At 66.6% G+C, this 24898-nt stretch carries 18 protein-coding genes, 1 tRNA gene, 3 rRNA genes and 1 pseudogene; 17 read left to right on the forward strand and 6 right to left on the reverse strand.

What is annotated here, in order from left to right; all coding sequences use genetic code 11:
- Positions 1-130 precede the first annotated feature (130 nt).
- The 9 genes from PXH83_RS28420 to PXH83_RS28460 all read left to right on the forward strand — a co-directional run bounded on the left by PXH83_RS28420 (position 131) and on the right by PXH83_RS28460 (position 7992).
- Positions 131-1381, forward strand: coding sequence for an MBL fold metallo-hydrolase (locus PXH83_RS28420; RefSeq protein ID WP_274564161.1), 1251 nt, complete (start codon positions 131-133; stop codon positions 1379-1381).
- A 227-nt stretch (positions 1382-1608) separates the two neighbouring features.
- Positions 1609-3414: a sensor histidine kinase gene (locus PXH83_RS28425; RefSeq protein ID WP_274564162.1), complete on the forward strand. Its 1806-nt coding sequence runs from the start codon at positions 1609-1611 to the stop codon at positions 3412-3414.
- Positions 3415-3487: 73 nt separating this feature from the next.
- Positions 3488-3922: a roadblock/LC7 domain-containing protein gene (locus tag PXH83_RS28430; protein ID WP_214922003.1), complete on the forward strand. Its 435-nt coding sequence runs from the start codon at positions 3488-3490 to the stop codon at positions 3920-3922.
- A gap of 3 nt (positions 3923-3925) precedes the next feature.
- On the forward strand, positions 3926-4297 hold the full coding sequence (locus PXH83_RS28435) for a DUF742 domain-containing protein (RefSeq protein WP_274564163.1): 372 nt from the start codon (positions 3926-3928) through the stop codon (positions 4295-4297).
- Positions 4275-4847, forward strand: coding sequence for a GTP-binding protein (locus tag PXH83_RS28440; protein ID WP_214922005.1), 573 nt, complete (start codon positions 4275-4277; stop codon positions 4845-4847). Before PXH83_RS28435 ends, PXH83_RS28440 begins: the two co-directional genes overlap by 23 nt.
- Before the next feature lie 27 nt (positions 4848-4874).
- The gene (locus PXH83_RS28445; RefSeq protein ID WP_274564164.1) at positions 4875-5444 is read left to right on the forward strand and encodes a GAF domain-containing protein; all 570 of its coding nucleotides are present in this window, start codon (positions 4875-4877) and stop codon (positions 5442-5444) included.
- Positions 5444-6625 (forward strand): Gfo/Idh/MocA family protein, encoded by a 1182-nt coding sequence (locus tag PXH83_RS28450; RefSeq protein WP_274564166.1) that lies wholly within the window; start codon positions 5444-5446, stop codon positions 6623-6625. The genes PXH83_RS28445 and PXH83_RS28450 overlap by 1 nt, the downstream gene beginning before the upstream one ends.
- A 259-nt stretch (positions 6626-6884) precedes the next feature.
- Complete coding sequence (locus PXH83_RS28455) at positions 6885-7811, forward strand: alpha/beta fold hydrolase (RefSeq protein WP_274564167.1); 927 nt, start codon at positions 6885-6887, stop codon at positions 7809-7811.
- Between the two features lie 107 nt (positions 7812-7918).
- Positions 7919-7992: transfer RNA gene (locus tag PXH83_RS28460), tRNA-Pro, on the forward strand.
- A 239-nt stretch (positions 7993-8231) separates the two neighbouring features.
- Here PXH83_RS28460 and PXH83_RS28465 read toward each other — a convergent pair.
- From PXH83_RS28465 to PXH83_RS28480, 4 genes are all read right to left on the reverse strand, one after another.
- Positions 8232-8852 carry a pyridoxamine 5'-phosphate oxidase family protein gene (locus tag PXH83_RS28465; RefSeq protein WP_274564168.1) on the reverse strand — a complete coding sequence of 207 codons (621 nt, stop codon included), beginning with the start codon at positions 8850-8852 and terminating at the stop codon, positions 8232-8234.
- 36 nt (positions 8853-8888) lie between these two features.
- A complete protein-coding gene (locus PXH83_RS28470) occupies positions 8889-10130 on the reverse strand; it encodes a globin domain-containing protein (RefSeq protein ID WP_274564169.1) in 1242 nt (413 codons plus the stop codon).
- 427 nt (positions 10131-10557) lie between these two features.
- Positions 10558-11916 (reverse strand): MBL fold metallo-hydrolase, encoded by a 1359-nt coding sequence (locus PXH83_RS28475; RefSeq protein WP_274564171.1) that lies wholly within the window; start codon positions 11914-11916, stop codon positions 10558-10560.
- Between the two features lie 134 nt (positions 11917-12050).
- Positions 12051-12500, reverse strand: coding sequence for a BP74-related protein (locus PXH83_RS28480; RefSeq protein ID WP_274564172.1), 450 nt, complete (start codon positions 12498-12500; stop codon positions 12051-12053).
- A 297-nt stretch (positions 12501-12797) separates the two neighbouring features.
- On the opposite strand from PXH83_RS28480, the gene PXH83_RS28485 reads away from it, so the two are divergent.
- From PXH83_RS28485 to PXH83_RS28515, 7 genes are all read left to right on the forward strand, one after another.
- Positions 12798-13808 carry a CapA family protein gene (locus tag PXH83_RS28485; protein ID WP_274564173.1) on the forward strand — a complete coding sequence of 337 codons (1011 nt, stop codon included), beginning with the start codon at positions 12798-12800 and terminating at the stop codon, positions 13806-13808.
- Positions 13809-13875: 67 nt separating this feature from the next.
- Positions 13876-14340 (forward strand): pyridoxamine 5'-phosphate oxidase family protein, encoded by a 465-nt coding sequence (locus tag PXH83_RS28490; protein ID WP_274564176.1) that lies wholly within the window; start codon positions 13876-13878, stop codon positions 14338-14340.
- 23 nt (positions 14341-14363) lie between these two features.
- Positions 14364-14873, forward strand: a complete 510-nt coding sequence (locus tag PXH83_RS28495; protein WP_274565199.1) for a GNAT family N-acetyltransferase — start codon at positions 14364-14366, stop codon at positions 14871-14873.
- 554 nt (positions 14874-15427) lie between these two features.
- Positions 15428-16953: ribosomal RNA gene (locus PXH83_RS28500) — 16S ribosomal RNA — on the forward strand.
- A 299-nt stretch (positions 16954-17252) separates the two neighbouring features.
- Positions 17253-20393: ribosomal RNA gene (locus PXH83_RS28505) — 23S ribosomal RNA — on the forward strand.
- A 74-nt stretch (positions 20394-20467) separates the two neighbouring features.
- Positions 20468-20584 (forward strand): 5S ribosomal RNA (gene rrf / locus PXH83_RS28510).
- The 16S, 23S and 5S rRNA genes sit together here, the layout of an rRNA operon.
- 146 nt (positions 20585-20730) lie before the next feature.
- Positions 20731-20976, forward strand: coding sequence for a hypothetical protein (locus PXH83_RS28515; protein ID WP_274564178.1), 246 nt, complete (start codon positions 20731-20733; stop codon positions 20974-20976).
- Between the two features lie 32 nt (positions 20977-21008).
- Here the strand turns inward: PXH83_RS28515 and PXH83_RS28520 are convergent, their stop codons facing one another.
- Positions 21009-21920, reverse strand: a complete 912-nt coding sequence (locus tag PXH83_RS28520) for a TetR/AcrR family transcriptional regulator (protein ID WP_274564179.1) — start codon at positions 21918-21920, stop codon at positions 21009-21011.
- A gap of 309 nt (positions 21921-22229) precedes the next feature.
- Here PXH83_RS28520 and PXH83_RS28525 point away from each other — a divergent pair, with 309 nt between their 5' ends.
- Positions 22230-23327 (forward strand): terpene synthase family protein, encoded by a 1098-nt coding sequence (locus PXH83_RS28525; RefSeq protein ID WP_274564180.1) that lies wholly within the window; start codon positions 22230-22232, stop codon positions 23325-23327.
- On the opposite strand, the pseudogene PXH83_RS28530 reads toward PXH83_RS28525, so the two are convergent.
- Positions 23302-24869: pseudogene (locus PXH83_RS28530) on the reverse strand (cytochrome P450). The gene PXH83_RS28525 and the pseudogene PXH83_RS28530 overlap by 26 nt on opposite strands.
- Positions 24870-24898: the final 29 nt, after the last annotated feature.

Genomic DNA, 24898 nt, shown 5'->3' on the forward strand with positions numbered 1-24898 from the left:
CCGTTACTGAATGACGAATCAGTTCAAGTCATGATCCGCCGCCCGCTGTTCCCAGCCCTGTAACGGTCCCGATCCCGCACTGTCGTACCCGCCGCACATAATGGAAGGACTCTGAGCACCTGGAGGTCCCGTGACCGGCGCCGACTCCCTGCAACCGCTGCGCTCCCGGCTGCGCTCGCTGAGGACTGCCGCCTTCGGCGCCGACCCGGCGGGGGAGCGGATGGAACGGATCCGACGCTCGCCGAATTTCGCGAACGGGGTTTTCCAGAATCCGGAGGGCGGCGCTCGCACCAGACCGTCCGGCTCGTTGCTCGAACTTTCGAAGGTCTATTTCCGCAAGGAAGAGCGGCTCCGCAGGGCGCCGGCAGGACCGATTCCCGTCCACCCCACGACCCTCGCGGACATCGCCAAGCAGCCCGTCACGGGTCTGCGCCTCACCTGGATGGGCCATTCGAGTGTGCTGGCCGAGATCGACGGCCGCCGCGTGCTCTTCGATCCGGTCTGGGGCGAGCGCTGCTCCCCCTTCGCCTTCGCCGGTCCCAAGCGGCTGCACCCCGTGCCCGTGCCGCTGGCCTCGCTCGGTCCGGTCGACGTCGTCGTGATCTCGCACGACCATTACGACCACCTGGACATGCCCACGATCCGCGCCCTGGCAGGCACCCGCACGGTCTTCGCGGTGCCCCTCGGCGTCGGCGCCCACCTGGAGCGCTGGGGCGTGCCCGCCGACCGGATGCACGAGCTCGACTGGAACGACACCGCGAAGATCGCCGGGCTCGCCCTGACCGCCACCCCGGCCCGCCACTTCTGCGGCCGGGGCCTGCGCAACCAGCAGCACACCCTCTGGGTGTCCTGGGCCGTCGCGGGACCGGAGCACCGGATCTACCACAGCGGCGACACGGGATACTTCGACGGCTTCCGGGACATCGGCGCCGAGCACGGCCCGTTCGACGCGACGATGATCCAGATCGGTGCGTACAGCGAATACTGGCCCGACATCCACATGACGCCCGCCGAGGGCATCCGGGCCCACCTCGACCTCCAGGGCGGCCCCTCGGGCGGCCCGATGCTGCCCATCCACTGGGGTACGTTCAACCTCGCCCCGCACCCGTGGGCGGAACCGGGCGAGGGCACGGTCACGGCCGCCGGTGAAGTGGGCGCCAGTGTCGCGCTGCCGCGCCCGGGCGAGCCCTTCGAGCCGGCCGCGGACGCCCTGCCCTCGGAGCCGTGGTGGCGCCCGGTCGCCGCCCTGCCCGCCGAGGGGCAACCTGTCGGCGGTGGGTCCGCACTCAAGCGGCCCGTCGGCGCGAGTGACGTTGCCACAGGGGCTGCCGGCACCGGCGTCGTCGGCACCGGTGAACCGGAGGCCGCACCGGCTGTTTAGGGCCGGTGGAGCCATAGGTTTTTCGGTCTGTAGTACGAGACGTCATACCAGGGCGGGACGCTGCGCGGGGAAGTTTGGCAACTGCACGTCGAGCGTGAAAGGTTGCCGACTACCGTGAGTGGCCGGTGATCAACATGGGGCCACATCACCCGAGTTGAGCCCAGACCAACAGTGGTCGAACACACGCAGCATGCCGATCCCTGGGGCCCCACGTACCGAGGACACTGATGTCTCAACTTCGCGCACCCTCCGCACGTGCCGACCGCCGCGAGGGCGGTCGGCACGGACGACCGGGCGCCCGGCCCCATCCCGCACAGCCCACGCCCGACTTCCACATACGCTCCCAGCTCCTGCGCGCCGCCGTACTGCCGGCCGTCGTCGTGGCCCTGAGCGGCGCCGCGGCCGTGCTCTTCATCCTCCGCTCCGCCACCGTCCCGCCGACGCGCGACATATGGGTGGCGGTGGCCACCGCCGGAGCGCTCGCCATAGTCTCGCTGGCGGCAGCCGTCGTGGGCGCCGACCGGGCCGCCAAATCGGTGCTCGACCGCTGTAACGCCCTGCGCAGGTCCAGCGCCCGCGGCCAGGCCGACCTGCGCGCCGTGGTCGATCAGCTGCGCCGGGGCGAAGGACCGCCCGCCCGTCGTACGCCCCCACCGGGCGGGCAGGGCGGTGACGAATTCGACCTGCTCGCCCGGGAACTGGGGCGCGCGCACGAGACCGCCATGGGCGCCGTACTGCAGGCGGCGCAGCTGTCCAGCAGCACGGGCACCGACCAGAAAGTCGAGGTGTTCGGCAATCTCGCCCGGCGTCTCCAGTCGCTCGTACACCGCGAGATCCAGACCCTCGACGAGCTGGAGAACGACGTCGAGGACCCCGAACTGCTCAAGGGCCTTTTCCACGTGGACCACCTGGCCACCCGCATCCGCCGCCACGCGGAGAACCTCGCCGTCCTCGGCGGCGCCGTCTCCCGTCGCCAGTGGAGCAACCCCGTCACCATGACGGAGGTGCTGCGCTCCTCGATCGCCGAGGTCGAGCAGTACTCCCGCGTCAAGCTCGTGCCGCCGATCGACGGCACCCTGCGCGGCCACGCCGTCGCCGACGTCATCCACCTCCTGGCCGAACTCGTCGAGAACGCCACGGTGTTCTCGGCCCCGCACACCACGGTGCTGCTGCGCGCCCAGTACGTCACCGCGGGCCTCGCCATCGAGGTCGAGGACCGGGGCCTGGGCATGTCCGCCGGCGAGCAGAACAGGATGAACGCCCTGCTCTGCGACCCCGACAACGTCAACGTCGGCCATCTCCTCCAGGACGGGCGCATCGGCCTGTACGTGGTGTCCGCGCTGGCCCGCAGGCACGGCATCACCGTCCGGCTCCAGGCCAACATCTACGGCGGTGTCCAGGCCGTACTCGTTCTGCCCCAGGGACTGCTCGGCGCCGAGCAGCAGGACGGTCTCGGCCAGCAGCGGACCGCCGGAGGCCGGCAGAACGGCCGCAGGCCCGCCGCGCCCGTCACTCCGACCGCCACCGCGCAGGCCCGCACGACCCAGGCGCCCACCACTCCGGCCGCCGCCACGATTACGGGCACCGCCACCACCGGCAACGCGCCGCTGCCGGTGCGCGGAGCGCAGGGGGAGCGGCCCACCCCGGCCGCCGCCCGTCCGGGCATCGACCGCACCAACCTCCCCGAGCGCCTTCCCGAGAACCTCCCCCAGCACTTCGCGGAGCCGGTCCACACGCAGGCCCACCCAGCCGCGAACGGATATGTGCGCGGCACCATGAGCCGTCCCCGGCTGCCGAAGCGCCGCAGTCAGGAAAACCTGGTGCCCCAGCTGAGAGACGCCCCCGCCGCGCGCCAGGACGAGGAGTACGGCGCCGTCCACGACCCGGGTCTGATGGCCGCCTTCCAGCGAGGCATCGGCATGGCGGAGGCGCAACCGGATCCTCCGCCGCTGGATCAGCTGCCGGCTCCGGAACTGACCCCGCACCCGCAGCTTCACCAGCCGTTCCCGCAGCGCGAAGGTGACGTGGGCTGACGGACCGCCGTCACCCATCCCCCGCCACCTTCCCACCTCCCCCGCCCGCAGTACCCCAAGGAGTAGATGCACCATGGCGAGCGATGCGCCGACCGGCCAAGTGTCCGACCTCGACTGGCTGTTGAGCGGCTTGGTCCAGCGTGTTCCCTTCACACGCAACGCGGTTCTGCTCTCCTCGGACGGCCTGGTCAAATCGGTCCACGGCCTCGACACCGACAGCGCCGACCACATGGCCGCCCTCGCATCCGGCCTCTATTCGCTCGGCCGCAGCGCCGGTGCCCGCTTCGGCGACGCCGGAGAGGTCCGCCAGGTCGTGGTGGAGCTCGACTCCACCCTCCTCTTCGTATCCACCGCCGGATCCGGCACCTGTCTCGCCGTACTCGCGGGGCGCGAGGCGGACGCGGCGGTGCTGGGTTACGAGATGGCGATGCTCGTCAAGAGCGTACGGCCGTACCTCGTGACCCCGGCCAGGCAGAGGGCGGGCGCACCGAGCGCCACGGGACGCTGAAACGTGCCGCACCCGCAGGACGCGCCGTGGCTCGACGATGCGGCCGGCCGTCTCATCCGTCCGTACACGGTGAGCGACGGCCGCACCCGGCCCACGGCCGCCCTGGACATGCTGTCCATGGTCCGGGCCACGGGAGCCGAGCCCCACGTGCACCTCGGTCCCGAGCACACCCAGGCGCTCGGACTGTGCGAACGGCCCACATCGGTGGCGGAAATAGCCGCCTACCTGCGGCTTCCCGTGATCGTCACCAAGGTGCTGCTCTCCGACCTGGTCGACTGCGGAGCAGTCACCACCCACGCGCCCCGCTTCGACGACCAACCCACCGACGTATCCCTGCTGGAGGCAGTGCTCGATGGCTTACGACGACAGCTCTGATCTCTTTCCCACCGCGCTCAAGATCCTCGTCGCGGGCGGGTTCGGCGTTGGCAAGACGACCTTCGTGGGGGCGGTCAGCGAGATCGCACCGCTGAGCACGGAAGAGCTGCTCACCCAGGTGAGCGTGGGGACCGACAACCTGGAAGGCGTCGAGGACAAGACGACCACGACCGTCGCCATGGACTTCGGCCGGATGACGCTCGACGAACACCACGTCCTGTATCTCTTCGGCACACCCGGCCAGGAACGCTTCTGGTTCATGTGGGACGAACTCTCCAAGGGCGCGCTCGGCGCCGTCGTGCTCGCCGACACCCGCCGCCTCCAGGACTGCTTCTCCGCCCTCGACTTCTTCGAGCGTCGCGGCATCGAATTCGTCGTCGCCGTCAACGAGTTCGACGGCTCCCACCATTACGAACCGGAGGAGGTGCGGGCAGCTCTCGACCTCAGACAGGAGGTCCCCGTCGTGCTCTGCGACGCCCGTATCGCCAGCTCAGGGATCAAGACGCTGGTCACCCTGGTCCGGCACCTGCTCACCATCACACCGGCATAGACGAGCGACGAACTACGGAGCGCGCACATGACATACGACCGGATCGGCCATCTGCTGCTCACGCCCGTCGACAAGGAGGCGCCCGCGCGCGTACAGCGGCTCCTCCAGCTCGGCATCGCACACTGCGTCGTGCCGGCCTTCGACACCTTCGCCGACCGGCTGGCGGAAGTGACCGGCGCTCCGTACTCGATGGTCAACTTCATCGACGAGAACCGGCAGTTCTTCGCGGGGCTGCACACCCCGGCCGGCACGCACGGCGGCACCGACCTGGGGACGGCCGCCGCGACCGGCCGCATCGGCCGGTTCCTCGCCCGGGATCACGGGTACTGCCCGCATGTCGTCGTACGGCGCAAGGCGCTCGTCCTGGAGGACGTCTGCGACTATCCGCGGTTCGCGGGCAACCCGGTCGTCGACGAGATCGGCATCCGTTCGTACATGGGAGCGCCCGTCATCGACCGTACGGGCCTCGTGCTCGGCACCGTCTGTGTCGTCGACACGGAGCCGCGGCGGTGGGGACGCGCCGGGCTGGAGACGATCAAGGCGATGGCCGCGGAGCTCGCGGAAATGATCCGGCGTCGAGAAGACGGCCGTATCTGATGACCGACCTCCGGATCGGCGTCCTGGGCTTCGGCCTGCGCGGCAGCATCGCGCGCACCGCTCACCGTCCCGGCGTCGGCTCGTGCGTCACCGCCCTCGCAGACCCCGACGCCAAAGCACGTACGGAGGCGGCCACGGCATTCCCCCACGCCCTGCTCCACGCCGACCACCGCAAGGTCGTCGAAGACCCGGACGTCGAAGCGGTCCTTGTCCTCACCCCCGACCACACGCACGCCGACCTCGCCTGTGAAGCGCTGCGCGCCGGGAAACCGGTCTTCGTCGAGAAGCCCCTCGACATCACCGTCGAGCGCTGCGACGAGATCCTCCGTACGGCGTACGAGACGAAGACCCGCCTCTATGTCGGCCACAACATGCGCCACATGCCGGTTGTACGCCTCATGCGCGACCTCATGGCGAGGGGCACGATCGGCGCCGTCAAAACCGTATGGATACGCCACTTCGTCGGCTACGGCGGCGACTGGTACTTCAAGGACTGGCACGCCGAGCGCAAGCACACCACCGGACTGCTCCTCCAGAAGGCCGCCCACGACATCGATGTCCTGCACTGGCTGGCAGGCGGGTACGCCCGCGACGTACAGGCCATGGGCGATCTCATGGTGTACGGCGACAATCCGCACCGCCGCTCCGACGGCGAGCCCAAGGCCGACGACTGGTACTCCGAGGACGGCCACTGGCCGCCGCACACCCAGCGCGCCCTCAACCCCGTCATCGACGTCGAGGATGTCTCGCTCCTCAACCTGCGCCTCGACAACGGGGTGCTCGCCGCCTACCAGCAGTGCCACTTCACCCCCGACTACTGGCGCAACTACACGGTCATCGGCGACGCCGGCCGTCTGGAGAACTTCGGCGACGGACCCGGCGGCCACGTCAAGGTCTGGAATTCCCGGCGCTCCGGCCACCGCCCCGACGCCGATGAGACCCATGCGATCCCGGGCGGCGAGGACAACGCGGGGCACGGCGGCGCGGCCCCGCTGCTCATCGACGAGTTCGTACGGTTCGTGCGCGACGGCGGAGTGACGGCCACGTCGCCCGTCGCGGCACGGATGGCTGTCGCGGCGGGCGTCGGCGCGACGGCCTCGCTGAGGGACGGCGGTACGCCCCGCCGGGTGCCGGCCCTGGACCCCGAGCTGGTCGCGTACTTCGAGCGCGGCCAGGTCTGAATTCCCCCCGTCTGGGGCGCCCGCCGCCCGGCACTCCCCGTACGAAGGTTCGGGACGGCCTATTGACCGTGTGGACAGCCAGTCATTAGCGTGGCGACGCCCTGTCGGAAAGCGCTTTCTAGCGTCGCTCAGGTGCGTCGCTCAGAGCAGGTTCGCGCCCGGGGAGGGGCAATGGGTCGGCCCGAGTCCGGTGTGAGGCGCTGCCTCCGGGGCAGTGTCCGGCCAGCACCCGACCGCAGACACACAGGAGGCGCGTCCCATGAGCACCGCGTACCGCACGGGAACGGCGACCGCGAGCGACGGCGTACAGATCGCCGCGTACACCTGGCTCCCGGAGAACGGCAGGCCACGCGCCCTCGTCCAGATCGCACACGGCGCGGCCGAACATGCCCTGCGCTACGACCGGTTCGCCCGCCACCTGGTCTCCCACGGCTACGGCGTGATCGCCTCCGACCACCGCGGCCACGGCGCGACAGCGGCCGCCACCGGCGGCTACGGCGTGGTCGGCGAGGACAGCTGGCGCGCGATCGTGGGCGACCTCAAGGCGGTCGGCGACCAGGCACGGGCGCTGCACCCGGGTCTGCCCGTGGTGCTGCTGGGCCACAGCCTCGGCTCCATGCTGGCCCGCGACTACGCGCAGGAGTACCCGGACGGCCTGGCCGGTCTCATCCTCTCCGGTACGTTCCGCACGCTCCCCGGAGCCGAGCTCCAGGGGTCCATCGCCGGCCTGGAGGAGGAGATCGCGGCGCACGGCCGCGCCGTCCTGTCCTCCTGGATCCCCTCCCTCTTCTCCTCCTTCAACGACCCGTACCCGCACCGCACAGGCTTCGAGTGGCTCTCGCGCGACGATGCAGAGGTCGATGCCTACGCGGCGGACGAGCGCTGCGGCTTCGCGTTCAGCGCCGGTCTCGCGCTGGACTGGGTGCACGCGGTCCGCAAGATCAACGATCCGCGCAACCTGGCCCGCATCCCCGCCGACCTGCCCGTGCACATTGCGGTCGGCACGGAGGACCCCTGCAATCAGCGGATGACGCTGGTGTACGAACTGCTGGAGGACTTCCGCTACATCGGCACCGAGGACCTCACCTGGAAGGGGTACGAGGGCGCCCGTCACGAAATCCTCAACGAGACCAACCGCGAGGAGGTCCAGGACGACCTCACCGCCTGGCTCGACAAGCGCGTCTGAGCACGTCGGCACTCTTGAGTGCGAAATGGGATTCGTGACCACCGGCCGAAGTGCGGTATTGTTCTCAAGCGCGTTCAGCCAGGGGAAACCCCAGGCCAGACGGGCACCGGGACGTGGCGCAGCTTGGTAGCGCACTTGACTGGGGGTCAAGGGGTCGCAGGTTCAAATCCTGTCGTCCCGACTCGAGAGAGTCGCAGGTCAGGGCCAGTTTCAGAGCAATCTGAAACTGGCCCTTGATCGTTTTTGGGGACCTGTTTGGGGGCGACCCGACAGGCTCGCGTCAAGTGGTGCCGATGATCTGCACCGGGAGCGACCGCGGGGCCGACCTGCGACCACCATGGCACTCACATCTGCCGTGACCAGCGTGTTCGCCTTGCGGTGCGCCAAAGGTGCCGGATACCTCGCCGGGACCTGCTCGCATCAGTTCGCGGAGGGCTTGGCCGGCGCCGTACCGAGCCCGGTGAAATAGTTCGAGTCCTTGGGGCGCGCGGCGTCATGGCTGGTGGAACGGGGAGCCGGTTCCAGATGGGGTATGTACTTGGAGCAGTGGATGTAAGCCTCTTCGACGCTCAGATGGACCCACATCTCAGGACTGCGCCCAGGCGCGACGTCGGTGGGCAGAGTGGGATGGAGGGAGCGCAGGTCGGTGTCGCGGTAGAGCCGGGCCACGCCGTTGACGTGAAGTCCCACGTGGTGGTGGGTGAAGTCCACGAAAAGCATGCCGAGGTGGGGGTTTTCCGTCATGTTGCCGGCGCTGGCGAGTACACCGTTCCCGCGGAATTCTGGGTAGGCGAGCGCGCGGTCGTCCAGTACGTGGACGAATCCAGGCGGCCCGGCGCGGAAGCTGGCGTCGCATTCGCCGTGGGAGTCGGCGGTGGCCAGGAAGACCATGGTCTGGCGGCCGATGAAGTCCTGCATCTCGGGTGTGAGGCAGGGGCGCACCTGCTGATCGTAGAACCGGGCGGCGCGCTCGGTGGTGCCCAGCTGCTGCTGCAGCCGGTGTTCACCTGCTGATCCGAAGGGCGGCGGGGGCAAGGTCACGGGGCGTTCTCCTGGCAGGACGGGCCGGCGCGCGGCTCAGGGCATGGACAGGACGGGAGTCTCGAACGGGTCGTGATGGATGCGTTCGGGCGAGGTGCCGTTGAGGGTGAGCGTCTCACTGGCGGAGACGACCATCGGGGCCGGGCCGCTGAGAAAGACGTCGTGCTGGTACCACGGTCCGTACTCGGCCAGAACCTCCGGCAGGGATCCCCGGATTCCGGGGGTGTACTCGTGGGAGACCGCGCCCCTGACGGTCAGCCAGTGGTGCCGCTGGGCCATGCGGAGCATGTCGTCGACCCCGTACAGCTCGGCGCCCGTGCGGGCACCGAGGAACACGTCCACCTGGTGGCGCCCGCCGCGACGTGCGACCTCCTCGACGAGCGCGCGGATCGGAGCGAGGCCGGTGCCGCCGGCCACACAGAGCAGGTCTCTGAAGACGGCGGCGTCCAGCACCATGTCCCCCATCGCGGGACCCAGTTGGAGCACGTCGCCCACCGCACATCGGTGCACCAGCGCGTTGCTGACCGAGCCGCCGGCTACTGCGCGCACGTGAAAGGTGAGGGTGCCGTCCTCACGAGGTGCGTTGGCGGGGGAGTAGTAGCGCCACTGCTTGGGCCACCAGGGAGTCTCGACACTGACGTACTGTCCGGCGGCATACTCGTAGGGCGTGTGGGGACGTACGGTGATCTCGGCAATGCCGTGTCCGCGCGGGACGCGGTGCACCACCGTGGCGGGCCACACGGCGGGCCGTACCGCCTCGTCCTGCTCGGCAGCACTGATCATGACGTCGGCGACTACGCCGTACGCCTTTGTCCAGGCGGCGGCGATGTCCGCAGTCCACGCAGGGCCTGCGTAGCGGGCCAGAGAGGCGAGGAGGCACTCGCCCACGGCCGGGAAGTGCGCGGCGAGTGTGCCGAACTTGCGGTGATCGCGGCCGAGGTGTCCACAGAAGCGAACCAGGTTCTCGGGGTCGTCGACCAGGTCCACGATGCGCAGCAGCGCGCGCAGCAGACGGCCGCGCTGGGCGTCCATCCCCGGCGGGAACATCGGACGGACCTCGGGGTAGCGGGCGAAGAGGATCGCGTAGAAGTAGACCGTCATTTCTGCGGCAAGGGGCTCGACCACCGAGACAGAGGCGCGTATGAGCTCTGTCTCGTGGGTCGACAAAGGCGCCTCGACGACCTCTGGCTCAACGGTATGCAGGGCCGGGGTGTGCGCCGGGTCCGCCGGAGAGGGGTGCGCGGATGTGCTGCTTGAGCGATTGATCCGGAATCTCAAGGGACCAGCGCTCCTCCATCTGTTATTCGAGATGGCTTCCCTCCGGCGGACCGTGGGGCGGCATCGCTCATGAGGCCGGGGCACCGGAGGGCGCTATGGATGGCGTCTTCACTGGATCCTCCTCTCGGGAGAGCGGTGATCGGGGCATCGGAGGTGGCGATCATGAGTCCTCAGGGTGGGGGCGGAGCGTTGAAACGGATCAAGCGGTTCCGGACGCTACATGACCGTGTAGGTGACTCAGAAGTAGCTAAGGGGATGGCCGGGACGGACCTATTCCACTCCGGTCGGTATATCCGTTAAGCGCCAAGCGCTTCGCGACCGACCGTCGTTCTGGTCCCGGAATCCGAGTCCAGCAACCGCGCCCAGCAGCAACGGGCGCACTCGGTGCATGGGTTTCGTGCATGCGTACGGCTGCTGCGAAGCGCTGTCACGCGCCTTCCTGGAGCGGTCGGCCGGTGGCCTCGGCCCAGTCGCGCGGGCCGCCGGCGAGGACAGCGAGGCCCCGGTGTCCGGCGCGCTGGAGCAGGCTGGCGGCTGTCGTGGCGCGCTCGCCGCGGCCGCAAGCGACCACGGCGCCCGCCGGCGCTTCGCCGGAGCGGTCGACGAGCTCACCCAGTTCGATGGGGACCGCGCCGGGAATGTGTCCGGCGGTGTGCTCGGAGTGCTGGCGGACGTCGAGGACCGGGCGGTCGGCGATGCGCTCGGCGGTGAGCCGTTCGAGGGTCTGCCGCTCGCCACCGCAGGCGGTCCAGACGGCCATGTGCAGGTGCCCTGCGAGGCGCTCGTACCCGATCTTCAGCGCCTGCCAGACGAGTTCCGCGAGATCCTGCCCGGGCGCGGTGACGAAGACGATCGGTGCGTCGTCGGGCAGCAACCAGCCCAGCCAGGTGGCGAACTGGTCGCGCAGCGAAATGGAGACGGCGCCGGGGATGTGACCTGCGGCGAAGTCCGCCACCGGGCGTACGTCGACAAGCTGTGCGCCCTCGTCCAGAAGGGCCCGCACCTCGGCCACGCTGAGCGCATTGAGCACCGGGGGCGACTCGAAGATGCCGGGCCCGCGCCGGTTGATCTCGGCCAGTCGGCCGAAGTACGCCGGGTAGGAACCGAGGCTGCCCACCAGCTGCCGTACGAAGGCATCCTCGTCGGGCGCGGCGAGCAGCGGGTTGGCCCGCGTCTCGGCGCCGATGGTGGTCGTGCGCTCGGCCCCCGGCGGGGCGGAGCAGAACGAGCCCGCGCCGTGGGTGGGCCACACCGCGACCTCGTCGGGCAGCTCGGCCAGCCGGTGCAGAGACCGGTACTGGGCGCGGGCGAGTTCCTCCGCCCGGTCGGCGCCGAGCAGATCCGTACGCGCGGCCGAGCCGACGATCAGCGAGCCGCCGGTGAACACGCCGAGCTCGTGGGAGCCGTCCAGCAGCAGGAAGGACAGGTGCTCGTCGGTGTGGCCCGGGGTGGCCAGCGCGCGCAGCGTCAGCCCGCCCAGGTTGGTCTCGTCACCGTCGTCGAGGCGGTGATGCGGGAAGGCCCGGTTCCCGGCGGCGGAGGCCAGCACTGCGGCGCCGTCGTCGTGCGCGAGTTGCAGTGCGCCGGACAGGAAGTCGGCGTGCAGGTGGGTGTCGGCGGCGAACGCGACCGTCAGCCCGCTCCGCCGGGCCGCCTCGCGCAGCGCCCGCAGGTCCCGGCTCGCGTCCACGGCCAGGGCGCGGCCGTCGCCGAGGCCGACGAGGTAGGCGCTGTTGCCCAGGCCTGTGTCGACGAGCGGAATCAGGTGATCGTCGGCGAAGCCCATCACGTCCTCCGCATATCAGCGTAGGAGCCGGGCCGTTGCGGCGCGCGTCAGGCCGCTCGCAGCTCAACCCACCAGCTCGCTGCGCTCCACCGCCGGTGCCGCTCGCACGGAGCGGCACCGGCGGGCGCACCTACCTACGGTGCGGGGACTTCCCGTACCAGCTCCGAGGTCCACGGACACCAGTAGCCGCCGGGCAGAAATGCGCCGCCGGCCTCGTCGAGGTGGTCTTCCACGTAGGGAAGCGTCGCGTCGCACACCTCGATGGCCGACTCGAAAAAGCTGATCGTTTCGGGACTGAAGTGGAAGCTCCACGTGGGGTTGTAGGGGGCAGGGCGCTTGACGATCCTGCCGACGACGTGGGTCTCGTATGTCTCCTCGCCGCTCAGAATCTTCCGGGCCTTCTCGATTTTGACCGGGTCGGTGAGCTGGAAGACGGCCGTTTCACGCGAGATGTCGGTGAACTCGAAGTAGGCGGTTTCGGCCGCGGGGCGCTGCACCGGACCTGCCTCGGCGGGCTGAGCCGCTGTGAGGGCGAGCATCGCGGCCGCCGCGAGGCTGCCGATCTTCGTGAAGAGACGTCGCACGGTCTTCTCCTGTACGTGTCGGGCGGTGGCGGATCACCGTCGTCGACACGGACAGTATTTGCGCGAACTCACCCGGTTACGAAGCTTGTTGGGCCGCCACTCGATCTTGTGAGTGGGCGTGACTAAACCGGCTGCCGGGAGCGTTGGGGCTTGTTCGGGGGCGCTCACTCAGCCGCCGTACCGCGCGAGCGTCCCGCACCCCCGGATCCCGCACCCCCGGATCCCGCAGTCCCGCATCCCCGCATCCCCGCATCGCGTTCGTCATGCTCGCGCAGCAGGATGGAAGAAGGTATCCGCGTGACCTCCAGGAGGCGGGCCGGAAAGATGGCGATCACGGTGGCCATGGCCGGCGACACGATGCTCGGGCGAGGCGTGGCCGAGCAGCTGCGGAGCTCGCCCCTGCCGAGCACGCTGTTCTGCCCGGAGATCCTGGCGGCCGTCGCGGAGGCGGACCTGTTCGTACTCAACCTGGAGTGCTGCGTCTCCGACCGTGGGGAGCGCTGGCAGCACCCAGGCAAGCCGTTCTTCTTCCGTGCCCCTTCCTCCACCGCGGGGCTGTTGGCGGAGTGCGGGGTCGACTGCGTGACGCTGGCCAACAACCATGCCCTGGACTACGGCTTCGACGCCCTGGCGGACACCCGCACCCTGCTCGACCAGGCCGGTGTCCGGGCCGTTGGCGCGGGGAAGGACCTGCGGGCGGCCCGCGAATTCGCCGTACTGGAAGCGGGCGGTGTAAGGGTGGCCGTGGTCGGCGCCACCGACCACCCCGACGACTTCGCCGCCGACGAGGACCGCGCCGGCGTGGCGTACGCCGACCTCGGGCGGGGCGTCCCCGGGTGGCTGACCGACCTGGTCGCGCAGGCCGCGGCCACGGTCGACGTCGTACTGGTCACTCCGCACTGGGGGCCCAATATGACCCTCCGGCCGCCGCACTACGTGCTGCGCACTGCCCCGCAGTTGCTGGAGGCGGGCGCGACGCTCGTCGCCGGGCACTCCGCCCACGTCTTCCACGGGGTGGGCGACCGCATCATCTACGACATGGGCGACTTCGTCGACGACTACGCGGTCGACGCCGTCCTCCGTAACGACCACGGGCTGCTCTTCCTCGTCACCCTGGACGGCCCGGACCCCGCGCACACTGTGCCCGTACGGCTTGAGGCGATCCCACTGTTCCTGGACTACTGCCACACCCGGCTGGCACGCGGAAAGGAGTGGAACTGGATCCGTGAACGCTTCACCGCCGCCTGCGCGGAGCTCGGCACCGCTGTGACCGAGTGGGGAGGGCGTCTGAGGATCGAGTGGCAGTGAGGTACTGGCCGCTGGTTCCGCTGGTTCCGCTGGTTCCGGCGGCGCCGGCGAAGGCAAGAATGATGGCGTGACGACTCCGCCTTTCGACATCGACGACTTTCTCGCCCGGCCGCTCACCGCACGCATCGCGACCGACGGGCCGACGGTGCGGCCCGTGTGGTTCCTGTGGGAGGAAGGAGCCTTCTGGATCCTGACCGGACCGTGGGGCGGGCTCTTCCACCGGGTGCGTTGCGATCCAGAGGTTGCCCTTGTGGTCGACGAGTGCGATGTCGCGACAGGCGCCGTTCGCCAGGTCACTGCCCGGGGCCGCGCGGAGCTCGTGCCGTTCGACGTGCCACGCGGCCGACGCAAACTCGTCCGCTACCTGGGCATGGACGAGTCACAGTGGGACAAACGCTTCCTGGACTACCTGCACGACGATCCTGAACAACGCGGCACGACATGGCTGCGGTTGGCGCCGTCGTCCCTGAACGCGCAGGACCTGAGCTATTCAGTTGCGCCCTGCATGCGGGGAGGAGGAGCAGGTGGCTGATGTCTGACGCAGGAGGGCGAGCCATGAAGCTGTACGGCGAGCACGTCGTGCTGCGTCCGGCAGCGCCGGACGACATTCCGGCACTGGCCACCATCCGTGCCACCCCCGAGGTCTACGAGACGTGGCGCGGTGGAGATGACCTGACGGCGGCCGTTACGGACGCACTCAACGACCCGGACGTCACCGTCCTGGCAATCGAGCACGACGGACGTACGGTCGGCGCCATCCAGTGGGAGGCCGAGCCCGATCCGGAGTACCGCCACGCCAGCCTGGACATCTACCTGGACCCCGCGATGCACGGCCGGGGCCTGTGCGCCGACGCCGTACGTACCCTGGCCCGCCACCTGATCACCGACCACGGCCACCACCGGCTCGTCATCGACCCCGCCGCGGACAACGCCCCTGCCATCCGGTGCTACAGCAAGGTCGGCTTCCGCCCTGTCGGCATCATGCGTCAGTACGAGCAGGGGCCGGACGGGAGCTGGCACGACGGACTGCTGATGGACCTGCTGGCGGACGATCTGACGGCGTGAGCGGACGGTTTGACGGGCAGGTGGCTGCTGTGTACAGTCCTCCGAGTTGTCACCGAGCCGAAACGGTTCTGCGGCAGTGACCTCCGCCGTGAATGCGGCAACCCAAACTCAGCACGATCTCCCGGCCGGGACAATTTCGGCATGCCGGAATTCATTCCACTGGCTCGATTATGAGCCGCCCGGGGAATCCGCTAGAGTTCTGGACGTCGGAACGGCCCAACAGCCGGAAAGACAAACCCCGCCGACGGGGAATCGGACACGAAAGAGTCTGATAGAGTCGGAAACACGAAATACCGAACGAAAGCCCGGAGGAAAGCCCGAGAGGGTGAGTACAAAGGAAGCGTCCGTTCCTTGAGAACTCAACAGCGTGCCAAAAGTCAACGCCAGATATGTTGATACCCCGGCCCACTTCGGTGGGTTGGTGGTTCCTTTGAAGTCCTACTGGCCCATGTGGCGGGTAGGCAAAACACAGCGAGGACGCTGAGGACAGCGGGCCATATTCCGGCCCGATCTGTTCCGCTCAACGTGGTGTTCAACCGGATTACCGGTAAACATTCATGGAGAGTTTGATCCTGGCTCAGGACGAACGCTGGCGGCGTGCTTAACACATGCAAGTCGAACGATGAAGCCCTTCGGGGTGGATTAGTGGCGAACGGGTGAGTAACACGTGGGCAATCTGCCCTTCACTCTGGGACAAGCCCTGGAAACGGGGTCTAATACCGGATAACACTCCTGCCTGCATGGGTGGGGGTTAAAAGCTCCGGCGGTGAAGGATGAGCCCGCGGCCTATCAGCTTGTTGGTGGGGTAATGGCCTACCAAGGCGACGACGGGTAGCCGGCCTGAGAGGGCGACCGGCCACACTGGGACTGAGACACGGCCCAGACTCCTACGGGAGGCAGCAGTGGGGAATATTGCACAATGGGCGAAAGCCTGATGCAGCGACGCCGCGTGAGGGATGACGGCCTTCGGGTTGTAAACCTCTTTCAGCAGGGAAGAAGCGAAAGTGACGGTACCTGCAGAAGAAGCGCCGGCTAACTACGTGCCAGCAGCCGCGGTAATACGTAGGGCGCAAGCGTTGTCCGGAATTATTGGGCGTAAAGAGCTCGTAGGCGGCTTGTCGCGTCGGATGTGAAAGCCCGGGGCTTAACCCCGGGTCTGCATTCGATACGGGCAGGCTAGAGTGTGGTAGGGGAGATCGGAATTCCTGGTGTAGCGGTGAAATGCGCAGATATCAGGAGGAACACCGGTGGCGAAGGCGGATCTCTGGGCCATTACTGACGCTGAGGAGCGAAAGCGTGGGGAGCGAACAGGATTAGATACCCTGGTAGTCCACGCCGTAAACGTTGGGAACTAGGTGTTGGCGACATTCCACGTCGTCGGTGCCGCAGCTAACGCATTAAGTTCCCCGCCTGGGGAGTACGGCCGCAAGGCTAAAACTCAAAGGAATTGACGGGGGCCCGCACAAGCAGCGGAGCATGTGGCTTAATTCGACGCAACGCGAAGAACCTTACCAAGGCTTGACATATACCGGAAACACCTAGAGATAGGTGCCCCCTTGTGGTCGGTATACAGGTGGTGCATGGCTGTCGTCAGCTCGTGTCGTGAGATGTTGGGTTAAGTCCCGCAACGAGCGCAACCCTTGTCCTGTGTTGCCAGCATGCCCTTCGGGGTGATGGGGACTCACAGGAGACCGCCGGGGTCAACTCGGAGGAAGGTGGGGACGACGTCAAGTCATCATGCCCCTTATGTCTTGGGCTGCACACGTGCTACAATGGCCGGTACAATGAGCTGCGATGCCGCGAGGCGGAGCGAATCTCAAAAAGCCGGTCTCAGTTCGGATTGGGGTCTGCAACTCGACCCCATGAAGTCGGAGTTGCTAGTAATCGCAGATCAGCATTGCTGCGGTGAATACGTTCCCGGGCCTTGTACACACCGCCCGTCACGTCACGAAAGTCGGTAACACCCGAAGCCGGTGGCCCAACCCCTTGTGGGAGGGAGCTGTCGAAGGTGGGACTGGCGATTGGGACGAAGTCGTAACAAGGTAGCCGTACCGGAAGGTGCGGCTGGATCACCTCCTTTCTAAGGAGCATCTAGATCTCGCAAGAGATCCAGAGCCACTACGTCGGCAAATGTTCGACGGTGGTCAGCTCATGGGTGGAACGTTGACTACTCGGCACGATCGGCAAGGTTCACTAGTACTGCTTCGGCGTGGAACGTGATATCGGGTTGGTCGGGTCGGGCACGCTGTTGGGTATCTGAGGGTACGGACCGTTGGTTTGTATCTTCGCGATGCCGGCCCCAGTGCACTCGCTCTTTGGAGCGGGGTGATGGGTGGCTGGTCGTTGCTTGAGAACTGCACAGTGGACGCGAGCATCTGTGGCCAAGTTTTTAAGGGCGCACGGTGGATGCCTTGGCACCAGGAACCGATGAAGGACGTGGGAGGCCACGATAGTCCCCGGGGAGCCGTCAACCAGGCTTTGATCCGGGGGTTTCCGAATGGGGAAACCCGGCAGTCGTCATGGGCTGTCACCCATACCTGAACACATAGGGTATGTGGAGGGAACGCGGGGAAGTGAAACATCTCAGTACCCGCAGGAAGAGAAAACAACCGTGATTCCGGGAGTAGTGGCGAGCGAAACCGGATGAGGCCAAACCGTATGCGTGTGATACCCGGCAGGGGTTGCGCATGCGGGGTTGTGGGATTGCACTTCAACAGTCTGCCGGCTGTTGGGCAAGTCAGAAACCGTTGGTGTAGGCGAAGGACATGCGAAAGGTCCGGCGTAGAGGGTAAGACCCCCGTAGCTGAAACATCAACGGCTTGCTTGTGCAACACCCAAGTAGCACGGGGCCCGAGAAATCCCGTGTGAATCTGGCGGGACCACCCGCTAAGCCTAAATATTCCCTGGTGACCGATAGCGGATAGTACCGTGAGGGAATGGTGAAAAGTACCGCGGGAGCGGAGTGAAATAGTACCTGAAACCGTGTGCCTACAAGCCGTGGGAGCGTCGCGCATTGAGTTTACTCAGTGCGTCGTGACTGCGTGCCTTTTGAAGAATGAGCCTGCGAGTTAGCGGTGTGTAGCGAGGTTAACCCGTGTGGGGAAGCCGTAGCGAAAGCGAGTCCGAATAGGGCGCTGTGTCTAATTTAGATACGTAGTTGCACGCTCTAGACCCGAAGCGGAGTGATCTAGCCATGGGCAGGTTGAAGCGGAGGTAAGACTTCGTGGAGGACCGAACCCACCAGGGTTGAAAACCTGGGGGATGACCTGTGGTTAGGGGTGAAAGGCCAATCAAACTCCGTGATAGCTGGTTCTCCCCGAAATGCATTTAGGTGCAGCGTCGTGTGTTTCTTGCCGGAGGTAGAGCACTGGATAGGCGATGGGCCCTACCGGGTTACTGACCTTAGCCAAACTCCGAATGCCGGTAAGTGAGAGCGCGGCAGTGAGACTGTGGGGGATAAGCTCCATGGTCGAGAGGGAAACAGCCCAGAGCATCGACTAAGGCCCCTAAGCGTACGCTAAGTGGGAAAGGATGTGGAGTCGCAGAGACAACCAGGAGGTTGGCTTAGAAGCAGCCATCCTTGAAAGAGTGCGTAATAGCTCACTGGTCAAGTGATTCCGCGCCGACAATGTAGCGGGGCTCAAGCGTACCGCCGAAGTCGTGTCATTCCAGCAATAGGGCCAACGCCCGCTGGGATGGGTAGGGGAGCGTCGTGTGCCGGGTGAAGCAGCCGCGGAAGCGAGTTGTGGACGGTTCACGAGTGAGAATGCAGGCATGAGTAGCGATACACACGTGAGAAACGTGTGCGCCGATTGACTAAGGGTTCCTGGGTCAAGCTGATCTGCCCAGGGTAAGTCGGGACCTAAGGCGAGGCCGACAGGCGTAGTCGATGGACAACCGGTTGATATTCCGGTACCCGCTTTGAAACGCCCAGTATCGAATCCATTGATGCTAAGCCCGTGAAGCCGTTCCGGACCCTTCGGGGAAAGGAAAGTGGTGGAGCCGGCGGCCCAAGGTGGTAGTAGGTAAGCGATGGGGTGACGCAGGAAGGTAGTCCAGCCCGGGCGGTGGTTGTCCCGGGGTAAGGGTGTAGGCCGTGTGATAGGCAAATCCGTCACACATTAGGGCTGAGACCTGATGCCGAGCCGATTGTGGTGAAGTGGATGATCCTATGCTGTCGAGAAAAGCCTCTAGCGAGTTTCATGGCGGCCCGTACCCTAAACCGACTCAGGTGGTCAGGTAGAGAATACCGAGGCGTTCGGGTGAACTATGGTTAAGGAACTCGGCAAAATGCCCCCGTAACTTCGGGAGAAGGGGGGCCATCACTGGTGATCCGTTTTACACGGTGAGCTGGGGGTGGCCGCAGAGACCAGCGAGAAGCGACTGTTTACTAAAAACACAGGTCCGTGCGAAGCCGTAAGGCGATGTATACGGACTGACGCCTGCCCGGTGCTGGAACGTTAAGGGGACCGGTTAGTGCGCTTTCGGGTGTGCGAAGCTGAGAACTTAAGCGCCAGTAAACGGCGGTGGTAACTATAACCATCCTAAGGTAGCGAAATTCCTTGTCGGGTAAGTTCCGACCTGCACGAATGGCGTAACGACTTCTCGACTGTCTCAACCATAGGCCCGGTGAAATTGCACTACGAGTAAAGATGCTCGTTTCGCGCAGAAGGACGGAAAGACCCCGGGACCTTTACTACAGTTTGATATTGGTGTTCGGTTCGGCTTGTGTAGGATAGGTGGGAGACTGTGAAGCATGCACGCCAGTGTGTGTGGAGTCAATCTTGAAATACCACTCTGGTCGTGCTGGATGTCTAACCTCGGTCCGTGATCCGGATCAGGGACAGTGTCTGATGGGTAGTTTAACTGGGGCGGTTGCCTCCTAAAGAGTAACGGAGGCGCCCAAAGGTTCCCTCAGCCTGGTTGGCAATCAGGTGTTGAGTGTAAGTGCACAAGGGAGCTTGACTGTGAGACCGACGGGTCGAGCAGGGACGAAAGTCGGGACTAGTGATCCGGCAGTGGCTTGTGGAAGCGCTGTCGCTCAACGGATAAAAGGTACCCCGGGGATAACAGGCTGATCTTCCCCAAGAGTCCATATCGACGGGATGGTTTGGCACCTCGATGTCGGCTCGTCGCATCCTGGGGCTGGAGTCGGTCCCAAGGGTTGGGCTGTTCGCCCATTAAAGCGGTACGCGAGCTGGGTTTAGAACGTCGTGAGACAGTTCGGTCCCTATCCTCTGCGCGCGTAGGAATATTGAGAAGGGCTGTCCCTAGTACGAGAGGACCGGGACGGACGAACCTCTGGTGTGCCAGTTGTCCTGCCAAGGGCATGGCTGGTTGGCTACGTTCGGAAAGGATAACCGCTGAAAGCATCTAAGCGGGAAGCCTGCTTCGAGATGAGTGTTCCCACCCCCTTTGAGGGGTTAAGGCTCCCAGTAGACGACTGGGTTGATAGGCCAGATGTGGAAGCCCGGTAACGGGTGGAGCTGACTGGTACTAATAGGCCGAGGGCTTGTCCTCAGTTGCTCGCGTCCACTGTGTTAGTTCTGAAGTAACGAACTGTGACGGCACCGGTTTGTTTAACTTCATAGTGTTTCGGTGGTCATAGCGTTAGGGAAACGCCCGGTTACATTCCGAACCCGGAAGCTAAGCCTTTCAGCGCCGATGGTACTGCAGGGGGGACCCTGTGGGAGAGTAGGACGCCGCCGAACAATCATTGTGGGGGAGCCCCGCACCTTTATGGTGCGGGGCTTTTCTGCGTTGTTGTACCGGCGCCGGGCGGGCAGGTGATCACGTACCCTGGACCGGCATCACACCAGCCCCTTCTCACCAGCAGCTTCAGGATGGAAACAGCCAAATGGGAATGCTGATCCTCATCGGTGCGGGCCTCGTAGGCGTAGCGGTCCTCGTTATCGTCATCGCCGTGATCCTGAGCCGACGCAACCGTAATGGCGTCGGCGTAGCACCCGCCCCCGGCGGTTACCCGTACCAGCCCCAGCCGTACCAGATGCCCCCGGGCATGACGTATCCCCCGGCTCCGCCGAACCAGCCCCCGTACAACCCCAGCCCGTACGCCCAGCAGCCTCCCTACCAGGGGCAGTAAGCGCGCGCCGCCCGCGAGGCTGCCGACGGAGTTCAGGTGCGGCGAGTGCCGATGGACAGCGTGGCGTCGACATGCGCCAGCAGCGTGGCCTGCATCTCCTCGGGGCCGGGGCGGCCCCCGGTTCCGGCTCCCGCGGCCGGCGTCACCGCGAGCACCTGCGTGGCGAGCCCGTCGATCAGCGCGGTCAACTGCAGTGCGGCGGCGGCCGGTTCCGTGGGACGGAAGACTCCCTGGGCGATGCCGCGCCGTACGACGTCGGCGACCGTCGCGCGCCACTGGCGGTAGTACGCGACATACAGCCGCCCGACGGCGGTGGAACGGGCCGCTTCCGCCCACAGGTCGAGCCATACGCTCCACTGCCACCGCTGCTGCTGGGTGTACGGCGTCCGCAGTTCGATCAGCCGGCGCAGCTCGTCCGCCGCGTCACCCGATTCGGCGGTGACGACGGCCCGGCGGTCAGTGTCCTCTTCCATGCACCAGCGCACGGCCGCTTCCAGCAGTTCGTCGCGGCCCGGGAAGTGGTAGTGGATGGCGGCGGTGCTGGTCGCACAGGCCTCGGCGATATCGGCGACCCGTACGGCATGGAAACCGCGCTCAGCGATCAGGCGCACCGTCTCCCGCACGATCTGCAACGGCCTGCCGCCCTCGGGCGCGGGGACGGCCGGGGCGCGGTGGCGCCGTAGAGCAGGGGTCTTGGGGGCGGCGTCCGTACTCGGTCCGAGCAGCCATCCCGCGTCCACATCGCTGATGTCGGCGATACGGGCGAGCTCCGCCACCGTGAAACGGCGGGCGCCGCTCAGTGAACGCGACAGCTTCGACGGGTCCATGACGATGCGTCGGGCGAACTCGCGCTGGCTGACACCGGCGGTGTCGATCATCTGACGTACTCGATCGGCGACTTGGCCGCCGGAGTCTCCGACTCGGCTTGCGGACTCCTGTCGCATGGTCGGCCACCGTACCCGCACGTTGAGGTGAACACAACGTCAGGATTGTGTGACGGCCTGTAGTTCAAGGCGCCTGCCGGTGCATTGAGCAGATGACTGATGCATCAGTCATCTCACAAAACCGTTGACTGAATCCATGCGCACAGGTGCACCATGTTCGGGCGTGTGTCCGATGTCCTGTGGGGTGTAACGAGTCCGACCATTAATCGATCAACTTGTTTCAGGCAACGGCCAGTTGCATTGTTATTGACGATCGGACATGGGCATATACGCCCCAGCGCATGCGGGGCACCCAAGAGGAGGCCGATCATGACCGTAGTCTCACCAATTCGACTGGGTCTGCAGTTACCGGCAGTGCCCTTCTACTGCCCGGTCCCGTCCGTGGTACACCCGTCCGCCCAGGCATTGAACGACATGACGGTGCGGTGGATGCTCCAGCAGCGTCTTGACACCGACGACCAGCAACGGAGGCGCCTCGCCCTCTGCGACTTCGGCGGTCTCACCGCCTCGACCATGTCCTACGGGCAGCTCGAACCGCTCACGCTGATGGCCAAATTCCATGCCGTACTCTTTTCGCTCGACGACGGCGTTTGCGACGAGGCCTACGTCACCGCCGACTCCCTGGCCCAGGAGACGGCACGCATGATGCGGGCGATCGAGACACCCGCAGCCCAGTCGCCGGACGAATCGCCGCACACGGCGGCACTGCGCGTACTCCGGCTGGAGTTGGAGCGGTACGCGTCCCGGCAGCAGATCCGCCGCTGGACCGACGCGATGCGCGTCTACACCTCGGGGCTGGTGTTGGAAGCGGCCTGGCGCCGCAGCCCGGGACTGCCCTCGCTGAACGACTACGTGACGCTGTGGATGAGGGCCATAGGCATGGCCCCGTCCACCGCCATGATCGAAATTGTCGCCGGATACTCCGTCCCCGACAACGATCTTGAGGACCCGCGGGTGCGTGCCCTCACCGAGATCACCTGGACGCTCGTCAGCTGGGACAACGACCTTTACTCCCGTAACAAGGAGCTGCTGCGGGCCAACGACGACCTCAATCTCATCGACGTCCTGTGCCAGGAACTCGACTGCGATCCGCATCGCGCACTCGACGAAGCCGTGGCGATGCGGGACCGCGTCATGGTGCTCTTCCTCCGGCTGCGCGACCAGGTGCTGAAGGACGCGGGCGGCGGACTGCGCCGCTACGTACAGGGGCTGGGCCAGTTCATCCGGGGCCACCTCGACTGGGCGTCCGTCTGCCCCCGCTACAGCGTGCCCACCGACTCGGTGGCCAGGCCCGAGGGGTGGTGGAAGCAGTGTCCGGCCGATGCCAGCCTTGAACCGCTTCCCCTCCCGACGATCGCCTGGTGGTGGGACCAGCTGGCGGTCAGTACCCGCGCCACCAGCGTGTGACCGCCTGCCACATCCGCTTCGGCGCCCTGGGCCTGCGCTGCGCGGGGATCCCGCCCGAGGGCGGCGAAGCCACCGGAGCCACCGGAGCCACCGGAGCTGCCGGCGCGGCCTGAGCCGGCGGAATTACCTGAGCGGGCAACGGCACAGACGCTGCGGGGGGCGGCTGCGGCGCGGGCACCCTGGGGGGCGTTTCCACCTGCCAGTCGGGCCGCGGTGTCGTGCTCGGCGTCGACATGGGCGTACCGGCGACGTCCTGTGGCGGGCGCGCGGCGAACGTCACCGGGAGCTCGTTCAGATGCCGGGACATCAGGGCGCTGCTCCAGCGCAACTGGTCCTCGTCCACCGACAGTTGCAGATCCGGCAGGCGCATCAGCAACGCGTCGACGCCGGTGTCGGCGATCGCGCGCCCGATGTCCTGGCCCGGGCACTCGTGCGGCCCGCCACTGAAGGCGAGGTGCGCACGGTTGCCCTGCATGGAGGCATGCGGATCAGGGCGTACGACCGGGTCGACATTGGCGGCGGCGATCCCGACGATGAGCGCGTCGCCCTTCTTGATCTGCTGGCCGCCGAACTCCGTGTCACCGACCGCCCACCGGCCGAAAATCGTCGTGAAGGGCGGCTCGTCCCAGAGCGTCTGTTCGACCGCCTCCGGCAGCGTCATGTGGCCGCCGCTGAGCTGGGCGCGGAAGCGCGGATCGGTGAGCACCATACGTACGACGTTGGCGATGAGGTTGGCGGTCGTCTCGTACGCCGCGATGAGCACCAGCCGCAGATGCTGGCTGACCTCGTCGTCGGTGAGACCTGCCGGGTGTTCGACGAGCCAGGTGGTGAAGTCCTCCTCGGCCGTCATCCGGCGCCGGGCCACGTGCCTGCTCAGTACGCCCATGATGTAGGCATTGCTGGCGTTCGCCGTCGCCGTGCCCTTGATCATGTCCCGGGCGGCCTGCACCATCCGCTCGTTGTACTCCTCCGGCATGCCGAGGATCTGGCACAGCACCATCATCGGCAGATGCTCGGCGAACTGGCTGACCAGGTCGGCGTGGCCGTCCTGGCAGAAGTCGTTCACCAGCCTGTTGCTGTAGCGGTTGATGTAGCGGCGTACGCCGCGGTGGTCGATGCGCGCGATGCTGTCGGTGACCGCGCCGCGCAGCCGCTCGTGGTCCGCTCCGTCCGCGAAGACGCAGAGGGGCTGCCAGGTGAAGACGGGAGCAAGGGGATGGTCGGGGGCACGGTGCCGTCGTGCACGAGGCGCCAGCGGCGCGCGTCCCTGGAGAACTGCGACGGCGTACGCGTCATGTGCAGATTCTCGCTGTGGCCGAGGACCAGCCATGCCGGTACGTCGCCGACCAGCAGCACCGGTGCCACCGGGCCGTGTTCGGCGCGCAGCTTCTCGTACAGGCCCATGGGGTCGTTCTCGTGCTCAGGCCCGTACAGCCGGCGCAGCCCGCCGGGCCCCGTACTGGTGAGTCCGTGGGCGGGGCAGCCCGGGGGCGGCAGCGGCCCGTTGTCCGCTCCGGGCAGGTCGTGGAAAGGAGTTGTCACGGTCACTCCATGATCAGGCTGATGGGACT

Origin of the sequence: Streptomyces spiramyceticus (assembly GCF_028807635.1) — a bacterium.
Classification (GTDB): Bacteria; Actinomycetota; Actinomycetes; order Streptomycetales; family Streptomycetaceae; genus Streptomyces; species Streptomyces spiramyceticus.